Genomic DNA, 24,312 nt, shown 5'->3' on the forward strand with positions numbered 1-24,312 from the left:
CCGCGCGTCCGTCTTGCCTGTGTCGAGAGAATCTCATGAGTTTGCCGCAGAACCTGGGCCCCCGTAATGGCATCCTGTCCCTCACCATCAAGGACAAGTCGGTGCTCTACGCCGCCTACATGCCCTTCATCCGCAACGGTGGCCTGTTCATCCCGACCGGCAAGACCTACAAGCTCGGCGACGAGGTCTTCATGCTGCTCAACCTGATGGACGAGCCGGACAAGATCCCGGTCGCCGGCAAGGTGGTCTGGATCACGCCCAAGGGCGCCCAGGGCAACAGAGCCGCCGGGGTCGGCGTGCAGTTCAACGAAGGCGACAACACCGCGCGCAACAAGATCGAAACCTATCTGGCCGGCTCGCTGAAGTCGGACCGTCCCACCCATACCATGTGACGCCTGTGCCGTCCCGCTCGGGGCGGGGCGTCGCTGCTGATTCAAGGCTATTTCTCGTGCACTTCGTCGACTCCCACTGTCACCTGGATCGACTCGATCTTTCCCTTCATGACGGCTCCCTGGATGCAGCGCTCGATGCCGCGCGCGCCCGGGGTGTCAGCCAGTTCCTCTGCATCGGCGTCGATGCCGGCAATGCCCCCACGGTGCAGGCCCTGGCCGAACGCTATGCCGACGTCCACTGCGCCGTGGGCATCCATCCGCTGGATGCCGCCCAGGGCAGCGCCATCGATCTCGACTGGCTGCTGGCGCGGCTGGCCCATCCGCGCGTCGCCGCCATCGGCGAGACCGGCCTCGACTATCACTATCAGCCCGACACCGCCGGGATCCAGCAGCGCTCCTTCGCCCTGCACCTCGAGGCGGCTCGGCGCACGGGGCTGCCGCTGGTGATCCACACCCGCGAGGCGCGCGCCGATACCCTGGCCATGCTGGGGGCCGCCGACCTGCCGGGCGCCGGGGTGCTGCACTGCTTCACCGAGGACTGGGCAACGGCCAAGGCGGCGCTGGACCTGGGCTTCTACATCTCCTTTTCCGGCATCCTGACCTTTCGCAATGCCGCCGATCTGCGCGACGTCGCGCGCCAGGTACCGGCCGATCGCCTGCTGGTGGAAACCGATTCGCCCTATCTGGCGCCGGTGCCCCACCGCGGCAAGGCCAACCTGCCGCAATTCGTGGTCGAGGTCGCCCAGTGCCTGGCCGACGTGCGCGGGGTGACCTTGGAAACCCTCGCCGAGCAGACCACCGCCAACTTTCGCCGGCTGTTTCCCCGCGCCACCCTGTAGGCAAAAAAATGGCCCGGGTATCCTGGGATACCCGGGCCGGACCAGCGGTTCGCCCAGACGGAGAGCCGCCTCCCTGGCCCGCGCCGCGGGGGTCGACGCGGCCAGTCACTTGAGTATTGGCCAGCTCGGGGAAAGGTCCAGTCGGGATTGGACGTTTTTTAAACAGTTTTGGAATAGCGCTGCCCCGACACTGGCTATCTCGGGCCTTTCAGGCCCTTACCTTAGAAGCGTGCCAGCGCCCCGATCAGATCCAGCGTCTGCTCCAGCACGTGCTCGCTGGTATAGAAATGCGGCGACAGGCGGATGCCCGGACCGCGCTGGGCGCAGACCACGTCGGCGGTCTTGAGTCGCTCGAACAGCTGCCGATTGTCCCAGCCCTCGAGCGAGAAGGTGAGGATGCCCGAGCGGCGCTCGGCAGTGACCGGTGAATGCAGGACGGCACCGGGGAGACCGCGGATATGGCTGTCGAGCAGTTCGATCCGTGCCAGCAGGTCTTTGCCCACCTGTTCCATGCCGGCATCTTCCAGCAGCGACAGACTCGCCTCCAGGGCCACCGCGCCAAGCATGTTCGGGCTGCCGCACTCGAAGCGCATCGCCGTCTTGGCCGGTTGCCATTCGCGCTGGCTGTAGTCGCCGGCGTTGTCCAGCATGTGCCAGCCGTATTCGTGCAGCTTCAGCTGCTCGCGCAGATCGGCGCGGCAATAGAACACCCCCAGGCCTTCCGGGCCGAGCATCCACTTGTGGCCGTCGGCCATGGCGAAGGCGCAGTTGCAGGCCTGGGCATCGAAGGGCAGGGCGCCCAGTTGCTGGATGGCATCGACGCACAGCAGCACGCCCTTGGCGTCGCAGCCCTGGCCCAGCTGGGGCAGGTCCAGGCGCAGGCCGCTGGCGTACTGCACGGCGCTGATGGCCATCAGGCGGGTGCGCGGACCGCAGGCGGCCAACAGATTGGCCTCGGGGGTGTCACCCAGGCCGACTTCCACCACCTCGACGCCAAAGCGCGCCAGGGCTTCCCAGACCACCCGGTTGGAGGGGAACTCCTCGTCGCTGATCACCACCTGGTCGCCGCTCTGCCAGTCGAGGCCGAAGGCGACGAAGGAGAGAGCCTCGGAGGTATTCTTCACCAGGGCGATGTCGCTGCTGGACGGCGCATTGAGCAGGCGGGTCAGGCGCTCGCGCAGGCGCTGTTCCATGACCAGCCAGGTCGGATAGTTGCGCGCACCGTACTGGCAGTTTTCGGCGGCGAATTCGGTGACGGCCTGCGCGGCGCGCTTGGGCCACGGGGCCACGGCCGCGTGGTTGAGGTATCTCATGGCGTAGGCCTGAGGGAATTCGTGCTTCCAGGAAGACATTGACTCGATCCGTACAATCTGGGTGTGATGGGGCATAATAAGGGGCGCGCCCGCGCGGTTCACCGATGCTTTCGGTGCAGCTCGCCCAAGGTGTGACGAAGTGCCGGTATGCCGAGGGGTGACTGGCGATTCGAAGGCCCTATCCCTTTTCAAAACAACAAGTGGGCTGCCATGCAGAAAGAATCCCGCAAAGTCCGCGAGTTCCGTCGCCGCGAACAGGAAATCCTCGATACCGCCCTGCAGCTGTTTCTCTCCGAAGGAGAAGACAGCGTCACCGTCGAGATGATCGCCGAGGCGGTCGGTATCGGCAAAGGCACCATCTACAAGCACTTCAATTCCAAGGCCGAGATCTATCTGCGGCTGATGCTGGATTACGAACGGGACCTGGCCGAGCTGTTCCAGTCGGACAACGTTGCCCGCGACCGCGAGGCGCTCTCCCGCGCCTATTTCGAATTCCGCATGAGCGATCCGCAGCGCTACCGCCTGTTCGATCGCCTCGAGGAGAAGGTGGTCAAGACGCGGCAGGTGCCCGAACTGGTCGAGCAGCTGCACAGCATCCGCACCTCCAACTTCCAGCGGCTGACCAGCCTGATCGAAGGCCGCATCGACGAAGGCAAGCTCGAGGACGTGCCGCCCTATTTCCACTACTGTGCTGCCTGGGCGCTGGTGCACGGCGCCGTGGCCCTTTACCATTCGCCGTTCTGGCGCGACGTGCTGGAGGATCAGGAAGGCTTCTTCCAGTTCCTCATGGAGATCGGCGTTCGCATGGGCAACCGACGCAAGCGAGACGTCGAAACGCCTGTCCGATCCTAGGGTCCGATAGAGGCGAGGGATGCCGCGCCATCCCTTTTCTCTTGTCCCACTGGAGTAACCCCAAAGATGATCGTTGACCGCCAGGGTAGGGCGTTTCGCAACTTGCGGATCAGCCTCACGGCGGCCTGCAACTATGCCTGTACGTACTGCGTGCCCAACGGCAAGCGGCTCGTGGCTGCGCAGGACGAACTCAGTGCCGAAACCATGGCACGGGGCGTGGAATACCTCATCGATGCCGCCGGTATCGAACGGCTGCGCATCACCGGGGGCGAACCCTTGGTCACGCCGCGGCTGGAACCCTTTCTCGCCCGCGTCTCCCAGCTCGGTCTCAAGGACATCAGCCTGACCACCAATGGTCAGCTGCTGCCGCGCAAGCTGGATTTCCTCATCGACCACGGCATCCGCCGGCTCAACGTCTCCCTGGATACCCTCGATGCCGAGGCCTTTCCGCGTCTGGCGCGGGGGGGCGATCTGGCCACAGTGCTGGCCGGACTCGAAGCGGCCCGTGCGGCCGGTCTCAAGATCAAGCTCAATATGGTGCCCCTGCGCGGCCAAAATCTCGATCAGGTGCTGCCGCTGCTGGACTACTGCCTGGAGCGCGGCTTCGAACTCAGATTCATTGAGCTGATGCGCATGGGCCACCTGGCGAAGGATCCGGTCGCGTTCAACAACCAGTTGGTCTCCCTGGCCGAGTTGCTGGAGATCATCGGCTCGCGCCATGCCTATGTGCAGGCCGATGCGCCGGTGGACTCCACGGCGCTGCGCTACCGCGTCGAGTCGGGTGGGCATTTCGGCGTCATCGCCAATGAAAGCGTGCCCTTCTGCCGGACCTGCTCGCGACTGCGGCTGTCGTCCACGGGCTGGCTGCACGGCTGCCTGTCGTCGAGCAACCGCCACTATGTCGGCGATCTCTTGGACAAGCCGCGGCACCTGGCGCTGCCGGCGTTGCAGCGGCTGCTGGTCAAGGCGCTGGGCGACAAGCAGGACGTGGCCTTCTCGGGGGGCGTGACGGTCATGAAGATCATCGGCGGCTGATCTACCCGCTGCGCCCCAAGCTGGCGCGAAAGCTGCTAAGGCCCCTGTATCGACGGCAACTTGGCGCCGGACAGGGGTCTGCTTTCCATGGTCACACTGCGTTTTCTGTTCATTTCCGTGCTGCTGGCCGCTCTGGGTGGCTGCATGAACGTCAGCGACATGGCGTCCGGGGTCGAGTACCACCTGCGCGATGCGGGGCTGCTCGACTACAGCAAGACCCAGCGGCTGAACAACTTTCGGCTGCAGGCCGACTCCTACATCTACATAGCCCAGGGCGCCTTCGTGCCCCTCGGCCATCCCTATGCCCGCCCGAACGTGGTGGCGGAAGAGGCCTTCAAGGGCTTCGTGGAGTATTTCCCCCGGGTGCGTCGGGCGGACAAGCCGGAGGGCTTCGACGAGGCCATGGCCAAGGCCCGCCAGCTTGGGGCCCACTATGTGCTCTACACCCGCTTCGCCGGTGCGGACGATCGCATCGGGACGTGGGAAGAGTGGGAAGACCAGGACGACATCGGCCGGGTAGGGCGCGATCGTAGCGTCGTGCAGATGATGCTGGTGGAGGTCGCCACCTTCCGCCTGGTGGACACGGCGCGGATCCGCAGTCGTGGCGGCTTCCTGACGTTCTATGACGAGCGTCCGGAAGACCTGCTCGGACCGGCGCTCAACCAATACGCTCAACGCCTGCTGGGGTTGGGCAGCCGCTAGAGGAGAGGGACGTGAGCCAGGTCGATGTGACGCGCAACCTGCTGGCGCAATTGCCAGCTGCAGAAGAGGGCCGGCTGCCGCCCGTGGAGCTCTGGCATCCGCCCTTCTGCGGCGACATCGACATGCGCATCGCCCGGGATGGCACCTGGTATCACCAGGGCACCCCCATCACCCGACCGGCCATGGTGCGGCTGTTTTCCACCATCCTGCGCCGCGATCCCGAGCGCTATGTGCTGGTGACGCCGGTGGAATGCGTGGGCATCCAGGTGGAAGACGTGCCCTTTATGGCCGTGGACGTCGAATGGCGTGGCAGTGGCCAGGAGCAGACCCTGGATCTGGTTACGAACGTGGGCGACAGGGTCGCCGTCGATGCCGAACATCCATTGCGCTTCGAGGAGCAGGATGACCAGCCGGCACCCTATGTGCGGGTGCGTGGCGGTCTGGAGGCGCGGCTCAATCGGGCGGTGTTCTACCGGCTGATGGAGAGGGTCGAGGAGAGTGACCACGAGGGCCGTTCCTGGCTCGGTCTCTGGAGCCGTGGCAGCTTCTTTCCCGTAGCGCCCGCTGAATGAAGAAAGGGCCCCTCGGGGCCCTTTTTTACGCTTACATGTTGGGGTAGTTGGGGCCCCCGCTGCCTTCCGGCGCCACCCAGGTGATGTTCTGCGCCGGGTCCTTGATGTCGCAGGTCTTGCAGTGGACGCAGTTCTGGGCATTGATCTGGAAGCGCGGCTCGCCGCCATCGCGGACCACCTCGTAGACGCCGGCCGGGCAGTAGCGCTGGGCGGGTTCGTCATACAGCGGCAGGTTCTGCGCGATGGGAATCGAGGGGTCCCTGAGCTTCAGGTGAACCGGCTGGTCTTCCTCGTGATTGGTGTTGGAGAGGAACACCGAGGACAGCTTGTCGAAGCTCAGCTTGCCATCCGGCTTGGGATAGCTGATGCGTGGCGCCTCGTCGGCCTTCTTCAGGCAGGTGTGGTCCATGCGCCGATCGTGCAGGGTGAAGGGCAGGGCGCCCCCCAGCAGGTTGTGCTCGACGAAGGCGAAGGCCGGGCCGAGCAGCGGACCGAACTTGTGCATGGCCGGACCGAAGTTGCGGCTGGCATGGAGTTCCTCCTGCAGCCAGCTGCCCTTGAAGCCATCGACGTAGCCCTGGAGTTCGTCACCTTCGCGACCGGCCGCCAGCGCGGCGACGATGGCGTCGGCGGCGAGCATGCCGGACTTCATGGCGGTGTGGCTGCCCTTGATCTTGGCCGGGTTCAAGGTGCCCAGGTCGCAGCCGATCAGGGCGCCACCGGGAAAGACCATCTTCGGCAGGGAATTAAGGCCGCCCTTGACCAGGGCGCGGGCGCCGTAGGAGACGCGCTTGCCGCCTTCCAGGTACTGGGCCACCACCGGGTGGTGCTTGTAGCGCTGGAACTCGTCATAGGGCGAGAGGTGCGGATTGCTGTAGGCCAGATCGACGATCAGCCCGACCACCACCTGATTGTCTTCCAGGTGATAGAGGAAGGAACCCCCCGGGTTCTCCTTGTCCAGCGGCCAGCCGGAGGTGTGGATCACCAGGCCCTGCTCGTGCTTGGCCGGGTCGATCTCCCACAGCTCCTTGATGCCGATGCCGTAGTGCTGCGGATCGGCGCCTTCGCCGAGCTTGAATCTCTGGCCCAGCTGCTTGCCCAGATGGCCACGGCAGCCCTCGGCGAACAGGGTGTACTTGCCGCGCAGTTCCATGCCGGGGGTGTAGACCCCCTCCTTGGGCTGGCCTTCGCGATCCACGCCCAGGTCGCCGGTGATGATGCCGCGCACCACGCCCTGCTCATCGATCAGCGGCTCCTGGGCGGCAAAGCCCGGATAGATCTCCACGCCCAGGGCTTCGGCCTGCTGGCCCAGCCAGCGGCAGAGGTTGCCCAGGGAGATGATGTAGTTGCCCTCGTTGTGCATGGGCTTGGGCACGAAGAAATTCGGTACCTTGGTCGCCTGACGCTCGTCCTTGAGCAGGTAGATGTCGTCGCGCTTGACCGGGGTGTTCAGGGGCGCGCCCAGTTCCTTCCAGTTGGGAAAGAGCTCGTCCAGGGCGCGCGGTTCGAAGACCGCACCGGAGAGAATGTGGGCGCCGACCTCGGAGCCTTTCTCGACCACGCAGACGCTGATCTCCTGGCCTTTCTCGGCCGCCTGCTGCTTGAGGCGACAGGCCGCGGACAGGCCCGCGGGGCCGGCCCCGACGATCACCACGTCGAATTCCATGTATTCGCGTTCCACGGCTCACTCTCCTCAGGCAAAGCTCACGATCTGGTTATTTATGTAGGGGTGCAACAAAAGACTTCATTATATCCCGCGTGCTCCCTGGCACCCATTCAAACGTTTGTTTAAATTTTCTGCAAGCCTGTTAGACTCGGGAGTTACTGGCCCCTGACGGACTGTCGCGTTGACCCCTGCTGCCGTGGAGGTCAACATAAGAAGAATTTGCAACAAGGTTGGAGCGGCAGGGGTCGTGTCCAACGCAAGGCCGCCTTGGCGTCCTGTTTATTCACCAGAATAAATCGAGGGATTCATGAAGGTTCTCGTAGCTGTCAAACGCGTGGTGGACTACAACGTCAAGGTCCGCGTCAAGGCCGACCAGACCGGTGTCGACCTGGCCAACGTCAAGATGTCCATGAACCCCTTCTGCGAGATCGCCGTGGAAGAAGCGGTGCGCCTGAAGGAAAAGGGTATCGCCAGCGAGATCGTGGTCGTGACCGCGGGTCCCGCCCAGGCGCAGGAGCAACTGCGTACCGCCCTGGCACTGGGCGCCGATCGCGCCGTGCTGATCGACACCGGCACTGCCGAGCTGTCGTCGCTGACCACCGCCAAGTTGCTCAAGGCCGTGGTGGACAAGGAACAGCCCCAGCTGGTGATCCTGGGCAAGCAGGCCATCGACAGCGACAACAACCAGACCGGCCAGATGCTGGCGGCCCTGACCGGCTTCGCCCAGGGCACCTTTGCCTCCAAGGTGGAGCAGGCCGGTGACGGCCTCAACGTGACCCGCGAGATCGATGGCGGTCTGCAGACCGTGGCGCTCAAGCTGCCGGCGGTGGTGACCACCGACCTGCGTCTCAACGAGCCGCGCTACGCCTCGCTGCCCAACATCATGAAGGCCAAGAAGAAGCCGCTGGAAACCCTGACCCCGGACGCCCTCGGCGTGGCGGTGAAGGCCTCCTACGAGGTGGTCAAGGTGGAAGCCCCGGCCGGTCGTCAGGCGGGCATCAAGGTCAAGTCCGTGGCCGAACTGGTCGAAAAACTCAAGAACGAAGCGAAGGTGATCTGATGGCCATTCTCGTCATTGCCGACCACGACAACGCCAACCTCTTCGGCGCTACCCTGAACACCGTCGCCGCGGCCCAGGCCATCGGTGGCGATATCCATGTGCTGGTCGCCGGCCAGAATGCCCAGCCGGTCGCCGACGCCGCCGCCAAGGTCGCCGGTGTCAGCAAGGTCCTCCTGGCCGACAACGCCGCCTACGCTCACCAGCTGCCGGAAAACGTCGCGCCGCTGGTGGTCGAGCTGGCCGCCAACTACAGCCATGTCCTGGCCGCTGCCAGCACCAATGGCAAGAACTTCCTGCCGCGCGTCGCCGCACTGCTCGACGTCGACCAGATCTCCGAGATCATCGCCGTCGAATCCGCCGACACCTTCAAGCGTCCGATCTACGCCGGCAACGCCATCGCCACCGTGCGCTCCACGGCGCCGATCAAGGTGATCACCGTGCGCGCCACCGGTTTCGATCCGGTCGCCGCCGAGGGCGGTTCCGCCGCCATCGAAGGCGTGAGCCTGGTAAAGGACGCCGGCATCTCCAGCTTCGTCGGCGAAGAGCTGGCCAAGTCCGACCGTCCGGAGCTGGGCGCCGCCAAGGTGGTGGTCTCCGGTGGTCGCGGTCTGCAGAACGGCGACAACTTCAAGATCCTCTACGCCCTGGCGGACAAGCTGGGCGCTGCCGTGGGTGCCTCGCGCGCCGCGGTGGACGCCGGCTTCGTGCCCAACGACATGCAGGTCGGCCAGACCGGCAAGATCGTCGCGCCGCAGCTGTACATCGCGGTGGGCATCTCCGGTGCCATCCAGCACCTGGCGGGCATGAAGGACTCCAAGGTGATCGTCGCCATCAACAAGGACGAGGAGGCGCCGATCTTCCAGGTGGCCGACTACGGCCTGGTGGGTGACCTGTTCGAATTGATCCCCGAGCTGGAAAAGGCCGTCTGAGGCCCACACCCGTGCAAGAGCCCGCCCCTTGGCGGGCTTTTTCATGGGCGCGACAAGCCCTCTGGCAGAGCCCCTGGCGTCAAGGAGAGGTGCGCCGGTTCCTTGTCGTTTTTGGACATTGCCGCCCCGGGAAGGGAAGGGTTAAGGTCAGGCCTAGCTGTACCGGTATACCTTCAGGGTAGCCTGCTACTGTTCCGCTTTCGTCCAGGAAGACGCCATGACCAATCTGTTGCTCTATCAGCGCATCGCCCAGCAACTGGCGAACGACATCCGCACGGGGGTCTACAAGCCCGGCGAACGGGTGCCTTCGGTGCGCAAGCTGAGCCAGCAGCTGGGCGTCAGTCATGCCAGCGTCCTGCAGGCCTATGCCACCCTGGAAGACCAGGGGCTGATCCGCGCCCGGCCGCAGTCGGGCTTCTATGTGCACCAGACCCCGGCGCTGACCGCGCCGACGCCGGACATCGCCACGGTGGAGCGGCCCAGTCTGGTGACCCGTGCCGGCATCATCAACCAGGTGCTGGCGGAATCACGGCGGGAAGGCGTGGTGCCCCTGGGCATGGCGGTGCCCCAGCCCGACTATCTGCCGCTGCGGGCCCTGCACCAGCAGCTGTCCAAGGTCACCCGTTTCCAGGCCCGCGCGGCCTTTTCCTACCTGCACAGTCCGGGCTACGAGCCCCTGCGCCGCCAGGTCGCCATTCGCCTGCGCGATGCGGGGGTGGTGGTGGGGCCGGAAGAGGTGGTGATCACCCATGGCTGCGTGGATGCGCTGCAGATGTCGCTGCGGGTGCTGACCAAGCCGGGCGACCTGATCGCCACCGAATCGCCGTCCTACTACGGGCTGCTGCAACTGGCCGAGGTGCTGGGCCTCAAGGTGATCGAGATCCCCTGCGATCCGGATACCGGGCTCAGCGTGGAGGCGTTGCAGCTGGCCGCGAGCCAGTGGCCGGTCAAGGCCCTGGTGGTGGCCGCCCGCCTGAGCAACCCCCTGGGCGGCAGCATGCCGGAGGCGCGGCAGAAGCAGCTGCTCAGGCTGGCCGCCGAGCGCAACATCGCCATCGTCGAGGACGACATCTATGGCGAGCTGACCTACGACAGTGGTTCCAAGGCACTCAAGGCCCTCGACAAGCAGGGGCGGGTCATCTACTGCTCGAGCTTTTCCAAGACCATCTCGCCGGGCGTCCGCATCGGCTGGGTGGTGGCCGGGCCCTACCAGGAAGACATCTGCCGCCTGCAGACCTTCACCACCCATTCCGCCTGCAGCGTGACCCAGATGGGCGTCTCGGCCTATCTGGAGAACGGCGGCTACGACCGCCACCTGCGCGCCATCCGCCAGGAATACCGGCGCAACATGACCGCCTTCCAGCTGGCGATCCAGGAGCATTTCCCCGAGGGCACCCAGATGAGCCGGCCCAATGGCGGCTTCATCCTTTGGGTCAGCCTGCCGGTGCGGGTGGATACCCGGTTGCTGCACCAGCGTGCCCTGGATCAGGGGGTGAGCATCGCGCCCGGCATGATCTTCAGCAACACCGACCAGTTCAATCACTGCATCCGCCTCAATTGCGGTCTGCCCTGGGGGCGCGATGCCCAGCGGGCTCTGATGACCCTGGGCCTGCTCGCCCGTCAACTCTGCCAGGAAACCCTGGCCGCCTAGCGGCAGGCCTGGAACCCGCCGTGGGGCAGCGGAGTCGGTTGTAGAGACTGACCCCTGTCGCCCCCGATGCTCCGCTCCGGGTGCGATACCCTGAGTGTGGTGAGCCCATGCGTGGATACCTGGCAACGACGGCGCTGGCCGTGACCCTGCTGTTGGCGGGCTGCGATAACGAGTCACCGCCCGCCACGGCCAAGACGCCTCCCGCACCAGCGCCAGCGCCAGTGCCAGAGGCACCGAAGCCGCCAGTGGCCGCCGAGCCCCAGGGCAGCGCCGCCGATCTGCGCGCCTACCGCCTGGATCCACTGCCCGGCAAGGCCTTCGTGTTGCCGGCACCGCCCCCGAAAAAGCAGGACCTGGCGAAGAACAGCCAGGTCAAGAAGCCCGCCGTGCCCAAGCCGGCACCGGCTGCAGCCCATCCCCTCGATCTCAGCGTACCCGGAGAGGCGGCCACGCCCCAGGCGGTGAGCACGCGTCACCTGGGCGCAGGCAAGGCCGACAGCAGCGTCGCCGAGGCGGGTCTGCTGCCGCAGCTGTTTCGCAAGGCGGACGATCCCGGGCGTTTCGAATTGGGCGGGCGGGTGATCAGCCGGGATCGCAGCGACGATTTCGAAGGCGCGGAAGTCGAGTTGCGCTTTCGCCGCTAGCCTGACGCGGGCGCCGTGCCGTCGTTGCACGGCTGTCCGGAACTTCCTGGCCGCAACGCTTGCCGACAGTTCAGGTGGCGGACACGTTGTCTGCCTGGATTCGGGAGCGTTCCATGCCCAGCGCAACAGGCAAGATTCGTTATGCAGTGGTAGCAGGTGGCTGGATTTCCCAGGGCGCCTTCATGCCCGGGGTCGGCCAGACCAGCAATTCCGAGATGACCGCCCTGGTCACCGGCGATCCCATCAAGGCGCGGGACCTGGCCGCCAGGTACGGCCTCAAGAGCTACAGCTACGAAGAATTTCCCAGCTTGCTCACGTCGGGCGAGATCGATGCCATCTACCTGGCCACGCCGAACTTCCGCCATCTGGAGTTCGCGGTGCCGGCGCTGGAGGCCGGTATCCATGTCCTGCTGGAAAAGCCCATGGCCATCAGCGAGGAAGAATGCCAGGCGATCAACGCCGCGGCCGCGCGCTCCGGCGCCAAGTTGATGATCGCCTATCGACTGCACTGCGAGCCGGGCACGGTGGAGATCATCGAGCGGGTGCGCAATGGCGAGATCGGCGATCCGCGTCTGTTCACCTCGACCTTCACCCAGCCGGTCGACACGGCCAACCACCGCGCCCAGAGCGGCTTCTGGGCCGGTCCCGTCACCGACATGGGGCCCTATCCGCTCAATGCCGTGCGGGCGCTCTTCGCTGACGAGCCCATCGAAGTCAGTGCCGTGGGGGTCCAGACGCCTGGGCGTGACGTCACGACCTGGGATGCCGTGACCGTGACCCTGCGCTTTCCTGAAGAACGGCTGGCGAGCTTTACCGTCAGTTTCAGCGGCCCCAATACCGAGCGTTTCCAGCTGATCGGCCGCAAGGGCGAGATCGAAGCCTCGCCGTGCTTTGGCTTCGGTGAAGGCGTCGCCATCGGCTATCGCCTGACCGTGGACGGAGAGACCGAGGAATTCAAGGCGCCGGTGGTGGATCACTTCGGCGGCGAGACGGCCTATTTCTCCGATTGCATCCTGCAGGATCGGCAGCCGGAAATGGACGGGGAGGAGGGCTGGCGCGACGTGCGTGTGCTGGCGGCCATCGAGCGCGCCCTGGAAAGCGGTCAGCCGCAATCCCTGGAACCGCTGCCCAAGCGTCAGGGACCGACCCGTGAGCAGGTGCGCAGCCTGCCACTGGCGGAGGTGCCGGAGTACGTCAATACCAAGGCACCGCTGGAGTCCTGATGCTACAGAGCCCTGCCACCCAGAGGGTGACAGGGCTCTGCCTGGACGCCCGGGGCGCGCGATCAGCGGTCCTGGGCCTCCTTGGCATCCATCTCGGCATTGCGCTGCCGGATCTTGGTTTTCTGTTCGTCGGTCAAGGGCACCTTGCGCGCCGTGTCCTTGAGCATGAGCAGGCTGCCGACCACCGAGCCGATGGCAACCAGCAGGATCAACCAGGCATACCAGGGCATCTGTCTTCTCCTTGAGTGGCTATATCGCTTCGACCACGGACAAGGCTATCAGTGCGCCCGGCAGGTCGCATTCGTGCGCCTGAGCCAGGCGGCGTAACCCAGGTCGTAGAGCCAGTTGAAGGCCAGGGTGTAGGGCAGGAAGAACAGGATCAGTCCCAGGTCCAGCAGCAGCGCCTGCCACAGGCTGATGGACAGCCACCAGGCGGCCAGCGGCACCAGCACCAGGATCAGTCCGCCTTCGAAGCCGAGGGCGTGCAGCAGGCGGACACCCAGGCCACGGGTGAAGCCCAGGCGCTGTTGCAGCCGATCGAAACCCAGGTTGAACACCAGATTCCAGAGCATGGCGATGGCCGAAAAAGCGGCGGTGAGCAGGCCCATGTGCCCCAGGGAGCGATCCAGCAGCCAGGCCAGGGTCGGAGTGGCGAGCAGCACGGCGATCCCCTCGAACAGCAGGGCATGCAGGATGCGGGCACTGGCGGGACGCTGGGTGAGGAGGCCGGACATGAGGTGACTCCACGATGGACAGGCCCTCAGTCTCATCGGTTAAGCTGGGGAGATCAAAGTGGATCCCATAGGCTGAGCCGATATGTATCCCAATGCCGAAGCCCTCGAGGCCTTCGTCGAGGCGGCTGCGGCCGGCTCCTTCAGCGCCGCGGCACGGGTGCTGGGCAAGCGGCAGTCCAGTATCAGCGAGAGCATCGCCCGGCTGGAGGACGACCTGGGGGTGTCGCTGTTCGATCGCCAGGGCCGCTACCCGCTGCTGACGGCGGCCGGCGAGCAACTGCTCGACCAGGCCCGCGCCGTGCTCTCGGCCCACGACCGCCTGGCCAATCGCGCCACCCAGCTGGCGGCCGGGGTGGAGCCGCGCCTGACCCTGGTGATCTCCGATACCTATCAGCCCACCCGTTACGAGGCGCTGCTGACGGAGCTGGACCAGCGCTATCCGGATCTCGAGTTCGAATGCCTGATCGCCGAGGACGCCGATGTGCTCAGCCTGGTGCAGGGACGCGCGGATCTGGGCCTGCTGGCCGGTCAGCCGCCCTATCCGGCGGACATCGAGGCGGCCACCCTGGATGGTCTGGTCACCTTCGGTCTCTATGTCGCCGTCGATCATCCGCTGGCGGCGCTGGAGCGGGTCACACCGGCCGACCTGGCGCCCTATCGGCTGCTGCGCCTGAGCACCGTGACCGAAGCCTCTCCCCAGGTCAGCCGCCTGCCGGACACCCGCGGCCGCTGCTGGTCGGCGCCCGACTACCTGCTGCTGCTGGACATGGCGGTGCAGGGCTTCGGCTGGGCCGAACTGCCGCTGTGGCTGGTGACGACCTTTGGCCAGGGGCGGCTGGTGGAGCTGGCCGTGCCGGGCTGGCCGCAACGGGTGGCGGTGGACGTGGTCTGGTCACGGCGACGGCCACTGGGTCCGGCGGGCAACTGGCTGCGCGAACGCCTGCTCAGGCCGAGCTGACGGACGAGAACGGCCAAGTGCCGGCGCGGCGCTTTTCTGCGAAAATGCCGGCCTTTGCCGTTTTGCCGAGAGCTCCCATGTCCGCCTGCCAGTCTCCCATCATCGTCGCCCTGGATTTCCCTTCGTCGTCCGCCGCCCTGGCGCTGGCCGACCGCCTCGACCCCGCCACCTGCCGGGTCAAGGTCGGCAAGGAGCTGTTCACCGCCAGCGCCGCCGGGGTGGTGGAGGCTCTGCGCACGCGCGGCTTCGAAGTCTTCCTCGACCTGAAATTCCACGACATCCCCAACACCACCGCCATGGCGGTCAAGGCCGCGGCGGAGATGGGCGTCTGGATGGTCAATGTCCACTGCTCGGGCGGCCTGCGCATGATGACCGCCTGTCGCGAGACTCTGGAGGCCTTCCAGGGTCCCAAGCCGCTGCTGATCGGTGTCACCGTGCTGACCAGCATGGAGCGCGAGGACCTGGCGGACATCGGCCTGGACGTGGATCCCCAAGAGCAGGTACTGCGCCTGGCCGGTCTGGCCGCTCGCGCCGGGTTGGACGGCCTGGTCTGCTCGGCCCAGGAGGCCTCCGCGCTCAAGGCCGCGCAACCGGCGCTGCAACTGGTCACCCCCGGCATCCGGCCGGCCGGCAGCGCCCTGGATGACCAGCGCCGCATCCTCACCCCGCGCGAGGCCCTGGACGCCGGCTCCGACTACCTGGTGATCGGCCGGCCCATCGCCCGCGCCGCCGATCCGGCCCGCGCCGTGGAAGAGATCCTCGCTACCCTGAAATAAGCGGTAAAGCTCCAGGGCGGCGGTCGCCGGCAAAAGGTGCTGCTATTCTCGTCTTGCAGGCCGACGCCTTCTCATGTCGGCGCAAGGCGAGAGACCTCAGGGCATGCACGATAGGTTGAACGCCTGTCTCAAGGCGGTAGACGGCGTTTTGTTGGGCAAGGAAACCCAGGTCAGGCTGGCGCTGGCCTGCCTGCTGGCGCGGGGACACCTGCTGATCGAAGACCTGCCCGGCATGGGCAAGACCACCCTCAGCCATGCCCTGGCCAAGGTGCTGGGGCTGTCCTTCCAGCGCATCCAGTTCACCTCCGACCTCCTGCCCGGCGATATCCTCGGCACCTCGGTATTCGATCGCGACAGCGGCCAGTTCGTCTTTCATCCCGGGCCGGTGTTCGCCGAGTTGCTACTGGCCGACGAGATCAACCGCGCCACGCCCAAGAGCCAGAGTGCGCTGCTCGAGGCCATGGAGGAGGGGCAGGTGACCATCGAGGGCGCCACCCGGCCCTTGCCCGATCCCTTCTTTGTCATCGCCACCCAGAATCCCATCTCCCAGGGCGGCACCTTCGCCCTGCCGGAATCCCAACTCGACCGCTTCCTGATGCGCCTGTCGCTCGGCTATCCCGGACGCGCCGCCGAGCGGGCGCTGCTGCTCGGCGGTTCCGGGCGCGAGCAGCTGCCGCGCCTCGAGCCCCTGCTGGATCACGCCCAGCTGCGGCTGATCCAGGCCGAGGTGCCGCGCATCCATGCCAGCGAGGCGGTGGTGGACTACGTGCTGCGCCTGGTGGAGGCCACCCGCACCCAGACGTCCTTCGCCCTCGGCCTGTCGCCGCGCGGCAGTCTGGCGCTGCTGGCCGCGGCGCGCGCCTGGGCGTTGCTGGCGGGGCGCGACCATGTGCTGCCCGAGGATGTCCAGACGGTGCTGCCAGCGGTGGCCGGGCATCGCCTGCGCGACATCGCCGATCCCGCCGGGCATGGCGGCGGCGCCCTGGTGCAGTGGCTGCTGCGCGAAGTCCCGGCGCTGTGACCGGCGGCGCCTGGCAGCGCTATCGAGACGGCTGGCTGGCGCGGCGGATTCCTCCGGCCAATCGCATCATCCTCGATCAGCGGCGCATCTTCATCCTGCCCACCCGCCAGGGGGGCGCCTTCGCCATCGCCCTGCTGCTGATGCTGCTGGCCGGCATCAACTACCAGAACAGCCTGGCCTATGGCCTGACCTTCCTGCTGTTTTCCCTGGCGCTGGTGGCCATGCTGCACACCTATCGCAACCTGGCCGGTCTGCAACTGGTCGGCGGCGGCGCCAGTCCGGTGTTCGCCGGCGAGGCCGCCGGCTTTCGCCTGCGCCTGGAGAGCGAGCGCCGCGCGCACCAGGGCATCGCCCTGGGCTGGCGCAACGAGCCGCTGGTGCTCAGCGACGTGCCGGCGGGGGAGAGCGTCGCCCTGCAGATCTTCCACCCGGCGCCAGATCGCGGCTGGCTCAGACCCGGGCGGCTGCGGGTGGAGAGCCGTTTTCCCCTCGGCCTGTTCGTCGCCTGGAGCTGGCTGGACCTGGACGTGCGCGCCCTGGTCTATCCGCAGCCACTGGCGACCACGACGCCGCTGCGCAGCGGCCAGGATGCCGGCAACGAGGAAGGCCAGCGCCAGACGGGGCAGGGCGCCGACGACTTCCAGGGGTTGCGGTCCTATCAGCCCGGCGATTCGCGCCGGCGGCTGGACTGGAAGGCCTTTTCCCGCGGGCAGGGCCTGCTGGTCAAGGACTTCACCGCTCTGGCCGGCAGCGAACTCTGGCTGGATTTCAGCGTGCTCGATGGTGACACCGAGACGCGGCTGTCCTGGCTGTGCCAGGCGGTGCTGGATTGCAGCGCCCGCCAGCTGCGCTTCGGCCTCAGGGTGCCCGGGGTGGAGCTGGCGCCGGCCAGCGGCGAAAGCCAGCGTGACGCGGCGCTGCAGGCCCTGGCCCTGTTCGGGCGGCCATCATGAGCACCGCCGTGCCGCAAGCCATTCCGCGCATCGCCCTGATCTGGCTGCTGGTGGCCCAGGCGCTGGTGATCCTGCCGCACCTCACCCATCTGCCGCCCTGGGTCGGCCTGCTCTGGGCCTTTTGCGCCGGCTGGCGGGTGCTGCTGTTTCGCATGCGGGTGCGGGCGCCGACGCGGATCGAGAAGGGCGGCCTGCTGCTGCTGACCATGGGCGGCATCTGGCTGTCGCGTGGCTCCTTCATCGGCCTGGATGCCGGTGCCGTGCTGCTGCTGGTGACCTTCGCCCTCAAGCTGATCGAGATGCACAGCCGCCGCGATGCCCTGGTGGTGATCTACCTGGGGTTCTTCGCGGTGGTGATCGCCTACCTGTTCGAGGATGGCCTGCTCGCCGCGCTCTACAGCCTGCTGCCGGTGACCGCCCTGGTGGCGGCGCTGATCGGCCTGCAGCAGAGTGCCCTGGCCAGTCGGCCGCTGGCGACGCTGAAAGTCGCCGGCACCCTGCTGCTGCAGGCGGTGCCGCTGATGCTGCTGCTGTTCCTGGTGTTTCCCCGTATCGGCCCGCTGTGGTCGTTGCCACAACCGGGCGACCAGGCGCGCACCGGACTGGGCGACAGCATGGCGCCGGGGGAGATCGCCCAGCTCTCGCAATCCGCCGAGCGGGTATTTCGCGTCAGTTTCGCCGGCGACCGGCCGGCGCAGCGTGATCTCTACTGGCGGGCCACCACCTACGAGCGCTTCGACGGCGCGCGCTGGTCGGTGGATCCCGACACGGCCTGGAGTCCGGAACCGGCCTGGACGCCGAGCGGTCCCCGACTGGACTACCAGGTGGTCATGGAGCCGAGCGGTCGGCCCTGGCTCTACGGCCTGGACGTGGCGCGCAGCGATCAGCGCGACGTGCGCCTGGCCAGCGACTTCCATCTGCAGCGCCGCCGCCCGGTGGATCAGGCGCTGCTCTATCGGGTATCCAGCTGGCCGCAGGCCACTCGCGAGCCGGAGCGGCTGTCCGCCTCCAGCCAGAGGCGCGCGCTGCAGCTGCCCAGTGGCGGCGAGCCGCGCACCCGTGCCTGGGTAGCCGGGCTCAAGACTCGCGCGCCAACGCCCGAGGCCCTGGCCCAGGCGATCCTGGCCTATTTCCGCCAGCAACCCTTCGTCTACACCCTGCAACCGCCCACGGCAGGCGTCGATGCCATCGACGCCTTTCTCTTCGACAACCATCGCGGCTTCTGCGCCCACTATGCCGGCGCCATGACCTTTGCCCTGCGGGTGGCGGGCATTCCGGCGCGGGTGGTGGCGGGCTACCAGGGCGGTGAATTCAATGCCGCGGGCGGCTATCTGCTGGTGCAGCAATTCGATGCCCATGCCTGGGTGGAATACTGGCTGCCGGGGCGCGGCTGGGTCAGCGTCGACCCTACCGCCCAGGTGGCGCCCGAGCGTATCGAGCGGGGTCTGCAGGAGGCCCTGGCGGCCCAGGGCGCGGCCAACGAATTCCTCGCCGACAATCCCTTCGCCGCCAATCGCTATCGCAACCTGGCCTGGCTCAATGACCTGCGTCTGGGCTGGGACCGCCTCAACTACGGCTGGCAGCGCTGGGTGCTCAACTACCAGGAGGATACCCAGGGCGAACTCTTCAAGCGGCTGCTCGGCGAGGGTTCGCTGCAACGCCTGGGGCTGCTGCTGGCGCTGGTGGTGTTGGGCGTGCTCGGGGTGATGGCCCTGCTGGTGCTCAAGCCCTGGCAGCGGACGCGGGATCCCCTGTTGACGCGTTTCGACCAGTTCGAGCGGCTGCTGGCGCGGCAAGGCGTCAGGCGTCGAAGCGGCGAGGCGGCGGGCAGCTTCGCCGGACGCGCCATGGCCGAGCTGCCGGCGGCGCGCGCAGCGATCTCGGCCTTTTCCCAGGAATTCCAGGCGCAGCGCTATGCCGGTCGGCCGCAGGATCCTGCGGCTCTGACCAGGACGCTGAAGCTATTGAAACGTCAGCTGCGTGGCCGTCAGGCGCGCAGCGACTGAGGCACGGGGAGGGCGTCAGGCTCTTGCAGGGCGAAGGCCACCAGGCAGACGACGGCCGCCAGGATCAGCGGTTGTGGATGGGGGTTGCCGAGCGCCTGGGCGATGCAGCCCAGGCCCAGCAACAACAGCACGGCGGAAGTGAGGGTGGTGACCGAGCGCATGACGGTTCTCCGAAAAACGTGCGGGCATCTTGCCGCCTGTCGGGCAACCGCGCGAATGCGCTCTCGCTATGGAGGCTATAGGCGCAACTGGCGAATCGCCTGATTCAGGGTTCCTGCGAGGGCGGCCAGTTCAGTGCTGGTGCTGGCCGACTCCTGCGTCAGCAGCATGGTCCTTTCCGTGACATCGCGGATGCCTACAACCGACCTGCTCATCTCTTCCGCCACCTGGGCCTGCTGTTCGGCGGCCACGGCGATCTGGGTGTTGCTATCGCGCATCAGGGTCACGGCGGCGGTGATGTCGGCCAGGGCCTGCCCGGCAGCGCCGGCCTGGACCACGCAGTCATCGGCCTTGAGCGAGCTTTCGCGCATGAATTCCACGGCATCGCGGGTGCCGGCCTGAAGGCCGTCGACCATGCGGGTGATCTCGTCGGTGGAACCCTGCACCCGCTTGGCCAGGTTGCGCACCTCGTCGGCCACCACGGCGAAGCCGCGGCCAGCCTCGCCGGCGCGGGCCGCCTCGATGGCAGCGTTGAGCGCCAGCAGGTTGGTCTGTTCGGCGATGCCATGGATGACGTTGACCACGCTGGTGATGCGCTCGCTGTTTTCGGCCAGCTCCTGGATCATCACCGCGGTCTGCTGCACGCCCTGGGAGAGGTCGGCGATGGAATGGCTGACGCGCTCCACCGCCTGCTGGCCGGCGCCGGCCAGGCGGTCGGCTTCCTGGGACTGGTCACGGGTACCGGCGGCGTGCTCGGCGATCTGCTGCACGGTGGCGCTCATCTCGTTGATGGCGGTGGCCGCTTGGTCGGTCTCGTGCTGCTGATCCTGCATGCCGCCCCGCACGCCCTGCATGCCGCTGGCCAGGCGTCCGGCGCCTTCGTCCAGGCGGGCGGCGCTGGCGGCCACGGTACCGACGACGCGGGTGTAGCTGTCCTGCATGGCGTTGAAGGCCTGGGTCATCTGCCCGACCTCGTCGCGCCCGCGCACCTCGACCCGGGCGGTGAGGTCGCCGTCGCGCTCCACCCGCAGCATGGTGTCCTTGAGGCGTTGCAGATTGCCGAGGATGAAGCGGATCAGGAGCTGCGAGGCCACCAGCAGCACCAGCATCAGCACGCCCACGGCCAGGGCGTATTCCGGTGCCCGGGCCAGGAAGATGTCGGTAAAGGTCGGGGCGCTCAGGCTGGCAGCCGCCTCACCCACGACGGCCTTGACCGCCTTGAGCTGCTCGGCGCGGCCGGAGACCTCCAGTTGCATGGCGAACAGCACCAGCAGGAGGCTGGTGACGAAGGCAACGGCGTTGACCGCCCAGAATTTGTACTTGAGGGAAATATCGCGCAGCCAGGCAAACATAGGGGGCATCCAGTCGGCGGGGCCGCACAGCCTGGCAGGCCGGCGCGACCCGGATCTTGACTGGCGTCAATGTCCTGCGAGAAGACGTCTGACGCCGTGGAATAAGCCCAAAGGTTAACGGCTTGCACGGGTCTGACTTTAGCGAAACGGCAACCCTGCCTAGTCGAATTCCTCGATCCGCTCTGGCACGGCGATCTCCGGCAGCCCGAAGAAGGCGCGGGCGGTGGCACTGGTGTGCAGGGCGGTCTGCTCGGGCGTTTCGTTGCGCAGGCGCGCCACGGTGCGCAGGATCTCCGGCAGGAACGCCGGTTCGTTGTGGCCATGGCGCGGCTTGGGTCTGAGGGTGCGCGGCAGCAGGTAGGGGGCATCGGTTTCCAGCATCAGCCGACCGACCGGGATCTGCCCGACCAGCTCATGCAGGTGCAGGCCGCGGCGCTCGTCGCAGATCCAGCCGGTGATGCCCAGGTGCAGGTCGAGATCCAGGTAGCCATAGAGCGCCTTGCGTTCGCCGGTGAAGCAGTGCACCACGGCGGCCGGCAGGTGGTCCCGATAGTCGCGCAGGATCGCCAGCATGCGCTCGCTGGCGTCGCGCTCGTGGAGAAACACCGGGCGGCGCAATTCGGCGGCCAGGGCCAGCTGTTCCTCGAAGCAGCGCTCCTGCTGCGGCCGCGGGGTGAAGTCGCGATTGAAGTCCAGGCCGCATTCGCCCAGGGCTCGTACCTTGGGCTGGCTGGCCAGGTCGCGCAGGGTCCTGGCGGCGGCCGCGTTCCAGGTCGAGGCTTCGTGGGGATGGACGCCCGCGGTGCTGAACAGCGCCTCGCCCGCATCCAGGCGCAGGCAGAGATTGAGGGCGTTCTCGCTGTCTTCGAGGGTGGTGCCGGTCAGCACCAGTTGCATCACACCGGCGGCCTGGGCCCGCTCGATCACCGCGTCCACCCGCTTGAGCAGACTAGGGTGGGTGAGGTTGACGCCGATGTCGATCAATTGCATGGTGCGGACCTTCCACAGATTTTGTCCCTTCATTCTATCCGTAGTCCGGGTGCTATCGGCGCTGTCCCGGCCAGGTCAGGAGTCCTGGATGCCGTTTCGATTCACCCTGGTCCTTGTTGGCTGCCTGCTCGCCTGCTCCGCCCAGGCACGGCTCGGTGCCCTGCCACCCGAAGCACCACGCCATGTCGCGGCGCGCGACCTGACCGCCATCGAGCGGGCCGGCGAGTTGCGCGTCCTGGTCAACCAGAGTCGGCACAGCTCCGGCGAATGGAACGGCCAGGCCCTCGGCATCGAGTATCGGCGCCTGCAGGCCTTCGCCCGCTACCTGCAGCACCAGCCCGGGGGCCGGCCGTTGCGCCTGGTCTTCGTGCCCAAGGCCAAGGACGACCTCCTGGCGGCGCTGCAGCGCGGCGAGGGCGATCTGGTGGCGCCCGGCGAAACCCTGCTGCCACCGCCGCATTCGGCGCTGATCGCCGCGTCGGTGGCGGCGCCCACCAGTCTGGTGGTGGTGGGTGGGCGCGGCCAGCGCCTGCCCCGCCATCTGGAGCAGTTGGCCGGGCGGCGGGTGGTGCTGCCCCAGGGCAGCGCGGCCGGTCCGGCCCTGGCCCGGCTCAACGCCCAGCTGGAGAAGCGCAGGCTGCGGCCGGTGCAGGTCGAGTGGGCCGATCCGACCCTGGCGGTGGAAGACGTCCTGGAGCTGACCCAGGCCGGCATCTATCCGCTCAGCGTCGTCGAGTCCGGGCTGGCCCATCGCTGGGCGCGGGTGCTGCCACGCCTGCGGGTGGCCGATCGGCTGGTGGTGGCCCATGACCAGGCGCAGCTCTGGTATCTGCGCGCCCCGGCGCACCAGCTCGCCGAGCGGATCCGGACCTTCGCCCGGCAACCCCAGGCGCGCGACGACGACCAGGCCTTTCGCCAGGCCTATGCGCGCCGCTACCAGGTGCGCGATCCGCTGCAGGCCCATGACCGCAAGCGCCTGGCCCAGGTGCGGCCGCTGCTGCAGCGCTACGCCAAGGCCTACGACTTCGACTGGCTGACCCTGGCCGCCATGGCCTACAAGGAATCCGGCCTCGATCCCCATGCCCGCGGTGCCGGCCGCGCCGCAGGGCTGCTGCAGATCACCCCGCGGGCGGCGCGCAGCGTCGGGGTGCGCAACCTGCATTCCGCCGAGGACAACGTCAGGGCCGCCACCCGGTATCTGGCGCGCCTGCGCCGCGAATTCTTCTCCAGTCCGCGGCTCGCCGAGCGCGAGCGCCGCGCCTTTACCCTGGCGGCCTACAACCTTGGCCCGGAGCGCGTCCAGGCGCTCCGGGCCAAGGCGCGCAAGCAGGGGCTGGACGGCGATCGCTGGTTCTTCCAGGTCGAGCGCATCGCCGCCGAGGAGGTGGGTATCGGGGTGGTCAACTACGTGGCCAGCGTCAACAAGTACCGGGTGGCCTTCAGTCGCGAACGGGCCCGGCTGGAAGCGCCGGCCGTAGCGGCGACCGGTGCCAGGGAGAACGGCCGCGGGGACGGTTGAAGCCCGCTTGACAGGGCGGTCGAGCCCTCCCTAGGATGATCCCGCGCCGATTTAAACAGCAACTTGCGGGGCGCTCCCAAATACCGCTAAAGCGCTGGACGGAACAGGCCTCGTACTACCGCCCAGCTGGATCTACGAGGCGGAATTTCGTCCATGCTACCGCTCCCGCTACGCCTGACGCCCCTGACCCAGGGCAAACTCGCCAGTCATCCCGCCATCCTCCTCGGCGGTCCCGACCAGCCCACCCTGCTGCGTTACCTCGAAGGCTGGCCCAAGCGCTGGCCGCACAGCCGCACCCTGCAGATTCGCTTCGCCGACCGGGCCGAACAGCTGCGCGCCTTTGGCGACGACAGCTTCGACTTCGCCGTGGTGCAGTCGCCGGGCCAGGCCGGTCTCGAATCCCTGGTGCGGGAACTGACCCGCGTGGCGCGGCAGGGCGTGATCACCCGTCGCCGCTAGCCGTCATTCCTCGGGATAGGCGATCTCGACGATGTACCAGCGCTGTTCGCCGGCCGGCGTCTGCAGGCGGACCTCGGCGTCCAGCGCCTTGCCGACCAGCGCCCGCGCCAGGGGCGAGTCGATGCTGATGAGGTTCTGCCGGAGGTCGAGTTCGTCCGGGCCGACGATGCGATAGCGCTTCTCGGCGCCCTCGTCGTCTTCCAGGGTGACCCAGGCGCCGAAATAGACCTTGGTCGGATCGGCCGGTCGTTCGCGGATCACCTTGAGATTCTCCAGCCGCTTGCGCAGGAAGCGCACCCGGCTGTCGATCTCCCGCAGCATCTTCTTGCCGTAGATGTACTCGGCGTTTTCCGAACGATCGCCCAGCGCGGCCGCCTCGCTCACCGCCTGGGTGACCTGGGGCCGGCGCACGTTCCACAGGTCGTGGAGTTCGGCGCGCAACCGGGCTTCGCCGGCGGCGGTGATCAGGGGCGTGCCGGCGGTGCGCGGCGGACGGTAACGACTCAT

At 67.2% G+C, this 24,312-nt stretch carries 26 protein-coding genes; 18 read left to right on the forward strand and 8 right to left on the reverse strand.

Translation table 11 applies throughout. From position 1 onward, the window contains the following. Window positions 1–35 precede the first annotated feature (35 nt). On the forward strand, window positions 36–392 hold the full coding sequence (locus QKY98_RS16445) for a PilZ domain-containing protein (RefSeq protein ID WP_017641886.1): 357 nt from the start codon (window positions 36–38) through the stop codon (window positions 390–392). Window positions 393–448: 56 nt separating this feature from the next. Continuing rightward, a complete protein-coding gene (locus QKY98_RS16450; protein WP_074584621.1) occupies window positions 449–1,231 on the forward strand; it encodes a TatD family hydrolase in 783 nt (260 codons plus the stop codon). Window positions 1,232–1,452: 221 nt separating this feature from the next. Here QKY98_RS16450 and QKY98_RS16455 read toward each other — a convergent pair whose 3' ends face one another. Then, entirely contained in the window at window positions 1,453–2,583 is a 1,131-nt protein-coding gene (locus tag QKY98_RS16455) for an aminotransferase class V-fold PLP-dependent enzyme (protein WP_074584622.1), read from the reverse strand. Window positions 2,584–2,754: 171 nt separating this feature from the next. On the opposite strand from QKY98_RS16455, the gene QKY98_RS16460 reads away from it, so the two are divergent. The 4 genes from QKY98_RS16460 to QKY98_RS16475 all read left to right on the forward strand — a co-directional run bounded on the left by QKY98_RS16460 (window position 2,755) and on the right by QKY98_RS16475 (window position 5,705). Then, complete coding sequence (locus QKY98_RS16460) at window positions 2,755–3,396, forward strand: TetR/AcrR family transcriptional regulator (protein WP_007160588.1); 642 nt, start codon at window positions 2,755–2,757, stop codon at window positions 3,394–3,396. A gap of 66 nt (window positions 3,397–3,462) precedes the next feature. Beyond that, window positions 3,463–4,431, forward strand: a complete 969-nt coding sequence (locus QKY98_RS16465; protein ID WP_027599025.1) for a GTP 3',8-cyclase MoaA — start codon at window positions 3,463–3,465, stop codon at window positions 4,429–4,431. Between the two features lie 87 nt (window positions 4,432–4,518). Further along, window positions 4,519–5,133: a DUF4823 domain-containing protein gene (locus QKY98_RS16470; RefSeq protein WP_115946467.1), complete on the forward strand. Its 615-nt coding sequence runs from the start codon at window positions 4,519–4,521 to the stop codon at window positions 5,131–5,133. A gap of 11 nt (window positions 5,134–5,144) precedes the next feature. Continuing rightward, window positions 5,145–5,705: a DUF1285 domain-containing protein gene (locus QKY98_RS16475; RefSeq protein ID WP_108582306.1), complete on the forward strand. Its 561-nt coding sequence runs from the start codon at window positions 5,145–5,147 to the stop codon at window positions 5,703–5,705. Between the two features lie 31 nt (window positions 5,706–5,736). Here QKY98_RS16475 and QKY98_RS16480 read toward each other — a convergent pair whose 3' ends face one another. Beyond that, window positions 5,737–7,386 carry an electron transfer flavoprotein-ubiquinone oxidoreductase gene (locus QKY98_RS16480; protein ID WP_027599022.1) on the reverse strand — a complete coding sequence of 550 codons (1,650 nt, stop codon included), beginning with the start codon at window positions 7,384–7,386 and terminating at the stop codon, window positions 5,737–5,739. Between the two features lie 292 nt (window positions 7,387–7,678). On the opposite strand from QKY98_RS16480, the gene QKY98_RS16485 reads away from it, so the two are divergent. From QKY98_RS16485 to QKY98_RS16505, 5 genes are all read left to right on the forward strand, one after another. Continuing rightward, window positions 7,679–8,431: an electron transfer flavoprotein subunit beta/FixA family protein gene (locus QKY98_RS16485; RefSeq protein WP_027599021.1), complete on the forward strand. Its 753-nt coding sequence runs from the start codon at window positions 7,679–7,681 to the stop codon at window positions 8,429–8,431. Then, window positions 8,431–9,360: an electron transfer flavoprotein subunit alpha/FixB family protein gene (locus QKY98_RS16490; RefSeq protein WP_150339195.1), complete on the forward strand. Its 930-nt coding sequence runs from the start codon at window positions 8,431–8,433 to the stop codon at window positions 9,358–9,360. Before QKY98_RS16485 ends, QKY98_RS16490 begins: the two co-directional genes overlap by 1 nt. A 217-nt stretch (window positions 9,361–9,577) precedes the next feature. Further along, window positions 9,578–11,011, forward strand: coding sequence for an aminotransferase-like domain-containing protein (locus QKY98_RS16495; protein ID WP_027601567.1), 1,434 nt, complete (start codon window positions 9,578–9,580; stop codon window positions 11,009–11,011). Between the two features lie 107 nt (window positions 11,012–11,118). Next, window positions 11,119–11,655: a hypothetical protein gene (locus QKY98_RS16500; RefSeq protein WP_284671264.1), complete on the forward strand. Its 537-nt coding sequence runs from the start codon at window positions 11,119–11,121 to the stop codon at window positions 11,653–11,655. Between the two features lie 113 nt (window positions 11,656–11,768). Further along, complete coding sequence (locus tag QKY98_RS16505) at window positions 11,769–12,878, forward strand: Gfo/Idh/MocA family protein (protein WP_284671265.1); 1,110 nt, start codon at window positions 11,769–11,771, stop codon at window positions 12,876–12,878. 62 nt (window positions 12,879–12,940) lie between these two features. Here the strand turns inward: QKY98_RS16505 and QKY98_RS16510 are convergent, their stop codons facing one another. Beyond that, on the reverse strand, window positions 12,941–13,108 hold the full coding sequence (locus tag QKY98_RS16510) for a DUF2897 family protein (RefSeq protein ID WP_007160578.1): 168 nt from the start codon (window positions 13,106–13,108) through the stop codon (window positions 12,941–12,943). Between the two features lie 48 nt (window positions 13,109–13,156). Beyond that, entirely contained in the window at window positions 13,157–13,612 is a 456-nt protein-coding gene (locus QKY98_RS16515; RefSeq protein ID WP_284671266.1) for a multidrug/biocide efflux PACE transporter, read from the reverse strand. A gap of 82 nt (window positions 13,613–13,694) precedes the next feature. On the opposite strand from QKY98_RS16515, the gene QKY98_RS16520 reads away from it, so the two are divergent. From QKY98_RS16520 to QKY98_RS16540, 5 genes are all read left to right on the forward strand, one after another. Next, window positions 13,695–14,570: a LysR family transcriptional regulator gene (locus QKY98_RS16520; RefSeq protein WP_027601571.1), complete on the forward strand. Its 876-nt coding sequence runs from the start codon at window positions 13,695–13,697 to the stop codon at window positions 14,568–14,570. A gap of 77 nt (window positions 14,571–14,647) precedes the next feature. Continuing rightward, entirely contained in the window at window positions 14,648–15,346 is a 699-nt protein-coding gene (pyrF, locus tag QKY98_RS16525; RefSeq protein ID WP_027599014.1) for an orotidine-5'-phosphate decarboxylase, read from the forward strand. Between the two features lie 103 nt (window positions 15,347–15,449). Continuing rightward, the gene (locus tag QKY98_RS16530) at window positions 15,450–16,367 is read left to right on the forward strand and encodes an AAA family ATPase (protein WP_007160574.1); all 918 of its coding nucleotides are present in this window, start codon (window positions 15,450–15,452) and stop codon (window positions 16,365–16,367) included. After that, window positions 16,337–17,320, forward strand: coding sequence for a DUF58 domain-containing protein (locus tag QKY98_RS16535; RefSeq protein WP_394337617.1), 984 nt, complete (start codon window positions 16,337–16,339; stop codon window positions 17,318–17,320). The genes QKY98_RS16530 and QKY98_RS16535 overlap by 31 nt, the downstream gene beginning before the upstream one ends. Beyond that, window positions 17,317–19,326 carry a transglutaminase TgpA family protein gene (locus QKY98_RS16540; protein WP_027599011.1) on the forward strand — a complete coding sequence of 670 codons (2,010 nt, stop codon included), beginning with the start codon at window positions 17,317–17,319 and terminating at the stop codon, window positions 19,324–19,326. Before QKY98_RS16535 ends, QKY98_RS16540 begins: the two co-directional genes overlap by 4 nt. On the opposite strand, the gene QKY98_RS16545 is transcribed toward QKY98_RS16540, so the two are convergent. The 3 genes from QKY98_RS16545 to QKY98_RS16555 form a co-directional block, all read right to left on the reverse strand. After that, window positions 19,308–19,487 (reverse strand): hypothetical protein, encoded by a 180-nt coding sequence (locus QKY98_RS16545; protein WP_007160571.1) that lies wholly within the window; start codon window positions 19,485–19,487, stop codon window positions 19,308–19,310. The two genes, QKY98_RS16540 and QKY98_RS16545, sit on opposite strands and share 19 nt — an antisense overlap. 75 nt (window positions 19,488–19,562) lie before the next feature. Beyond that, complete coding sequence (locus tag QKY98_RS16550) at window positions 19,563–20,837, reverse strand: methyl-accepting chemotaxis protein (RefSeq protein ID WP_027599010.1); 1,275 nt, start codon at window positions 20,835–20,837, stop codon at window positions 19,563–19,565. A gap of 159 nt (window positions 20,838–20,996) precedes the next feature. After that, window positions 20,997–21,827 (reverse strand): TatD family hydrolase, encoded by an 831-nt coding sequence (locus tag QKY98_RS16555; RefSeq protein WP_284671267.1) that lies wholly within the window; start codon window positions 21,825–21,827, stop codon window positions 20,997–20,999. A gap of 88 nt (window positions 21,828–21,915) precedes the next feature. Here QKY98_RS16555 and QKY98_RS16560 point away from each other — a divergent pair, with 88 nt between their 5' ends. Continuing rightward, the gene (locus QKY98_RS16560; protein ID WP_181085280.1) at window positions 21,916–23,346 is read left to right on the forward strand and encodes an MltF family protein; all 1,431 of its coding nucleotides are present in this window, start codon (window positions 21,916–21,918) and stop codon (window positions 23,344–23,346) included. Between the two features lie 153 nt (window positions 23,347–23,499). After that, window positions 23,500–23,805 (forward strand): hypothetical protein, encoded by a 306-nt coding sequence (locus QKY98_RS16565; protein WP_042137989.1) that lies wholly within the window; start codon window positions 23,500–23,502, stop codon window positions 23,803–23,805. Window positions 23,806–23,808: 3 nt separating this feature from the next. On the opposite strand, the gene greB is transcribed toward QKY98_RS16565, so the two are convergent. Next, window positions 23,809–24,312: a transcription elongation factor GreB gene (gene greB, locus QKY98_RS16570; RefSeq protein ID WP_027601576.1), complete on the reverse strand. Its 504-nt coding sequence runs from the start codon at window positions 24,310–24,312 to the stop codon at window positions 23,809–23,811.

The sequence above is a fragment of the Pseudomonas sp. HR1 genome (genome assembly GCF_030175875.1).
Classification (GTDB): Bacteria; Pseudomonadota; Gammaproteobacteria; order Pseudomonadales; family Pseudomonadaceae; genus Chryseomonas; species Chryseomonas oryzihabitans.

What these genes read in the sequence shown, in the direction of transcription:
- QKY98_RS16445 (WP_017641886.1), top strand. Translation starts at nt 36, where the DNA reads ATGAGTTTGCCGCAGAACCTGGGCCCCCGTAATGGCATCCTGTCCCTC.
- QKY98_RS16455 (WP_074584622.1), bottom strand. Translation starts at nt 2,583, where the DNA reads ATGTCTTCCTGGAAGCACGAATTCCCTCAGGCCTACGCCATGAGATAC.
- QKY98_RS16460 (WP_007160588.1), top strand. Translation starts at nt 2,755, where the DNA reads ATGCAGAAAGAATCCCGCAAAGTCCGCGAGTTCCGTCGCCGCGAACAG.
- QKY98_RS16465 (WP_027599025.1), top strand. Translation starts at nt 3,463, where the DNA reads ATGATCGTTGACCGCCAGGGTAGGGCGTTTCGCAACTTGCGGATCAGC.
- QKY98_RS16470 (WP_115946467.1), top strand. Translation starts at nt 4,519, where the DNA reads ATGGTCACACTGCGTTTTCTGTTCATTTCCGTGCTGCTGGCCGCTCTG.
- QKY98_RS16485 (WP_027599021.1), top strand. Translation starts at nt 7,679, where the DNA reads ATGAAGGTTCTCGTAGCTGTCAAACGCGTGGTGGACTACAACGTCAAG.
- QKY98_RS16490 (WP_150339195.1), top strand. Translation starts at nt 8,431, where the DNA reads ATGGCCATTCTCGTCATTGCCGACCACGACAACGCCAACCTCTTCGGC.
- QKY98_RS16495 (WP_027601567.1), top strand. Translation starts at nt 9,578, where the DNA reads ATGACCAATCTGTTGCTCTATCAGCGCATCGCCCAGCAACTGGCGAAC.
- QKY98_RS16500 (WP_284671264.1), top strand. Translation starts at nt 11,119, where the DNA reads ATGCGTGGATACCTGGCAACGACGGCGCTGGCCGTGACCCTGCTGTTG.
- QKY98_RS16505 (WP_284671265.1), top strand. Translation starts at nt 11,769, where the DNA reads ATGCCCAGCGCAACAGGCAAGATTCGTTATGCAGTGGTAGCAGGTGGC.
- QKY98_RS16510 (WP_007160578.1), bottom strand. Translation starts at nt 13,108, where the DNA reads ATGCCCTGGTATGCCTGGTTGATCCTGCTGGTTGCCATCGGCTCGGTG.
- QKY98_RS16515 (WP_284671266.1), bottom strand. Translation starts at nt 13,612, where the DNA reads ATGTCCGGCCTCCTCACCCAGCGTCCCGCCAGTGCCCGCATCCTGCAT.
- QKY98_RS16520 (WP_027601571.1), top strand. Translation starts at nt 13,695, where the DNA reads ATGTATCCCAATGCCGAAGCCCTCGAGGCCTTCGTCGAGGCGGCTGCG.
- pyrF (WP_027599014.1), top strand. Translation starts at nt 14,648, where the DNA reads ATGTCCGCCTGCCAGTCTCCCATCATCGTCGCCCTGGATTTCCCTTCG.
- QKY98_RS16530 (WP_007160574.1), top strand. Translation starts at nt 15,450, where the DNA reads ATGCACGATAGGTTGAACGCCTGTCTCAAGGCGGTAGACGGCGTTTTG.
- QKY98_RS16540 (WP_027599011.1), top strand. Translation starts at nt 17,317, where the DNA reads ATGAGCACCGCCGTGCCGCAAGCCATTCCGCGCATCGCCCTGATCTGG.
- QKY98_RS16545 (WP_007160571.1), bottom strand. Translation starts at nt 19,487, where the DNA reads ATGCGCTCGGTCACCACCCTCACTTCCGCCGTGCTGTTGTTGCTGGGC.
- QKY98_RS16550 (WP_027599010.1), bottom strand. Translation starts at nt 20,837, where the DNA reads ATGTTTGCCTGGCTGCGCGATATTTCCCTCAAGTACAAATTCTGGGCG.
- QKY98_RS16555 (WP_284671267.1), bottom strand. Translation starts at nt 21,827, where the DNA reads ATGCAATTGATCGACATCGGCGTCAACCTCACCCACCCTAGTCTGCTC.
- QKY98_RS16560 (WP_181085280.1), top strand. Translation starts at nt 21,916, where the DNA reads ATGCCGTTTCGATTCACCCTGGTCCTTGTTGGCTGCCTGCTCGCCTGC.
- QKY98_RS16565 (WP_042137989.1), top strand. Translation starts at nt 23,500, where the DNA reads ATGCTACCGCTCCCGCTACGCCTGACGCCCCTGACCCAGGGCAAACTC.
- greB (WP_027601576.1), bottom strand. Translation starts at nt 24,312, where the DNA reads ATGAGTCGTTACCGTCCGCCGCGCACCGCCGGCACGCCCCTGATCACC.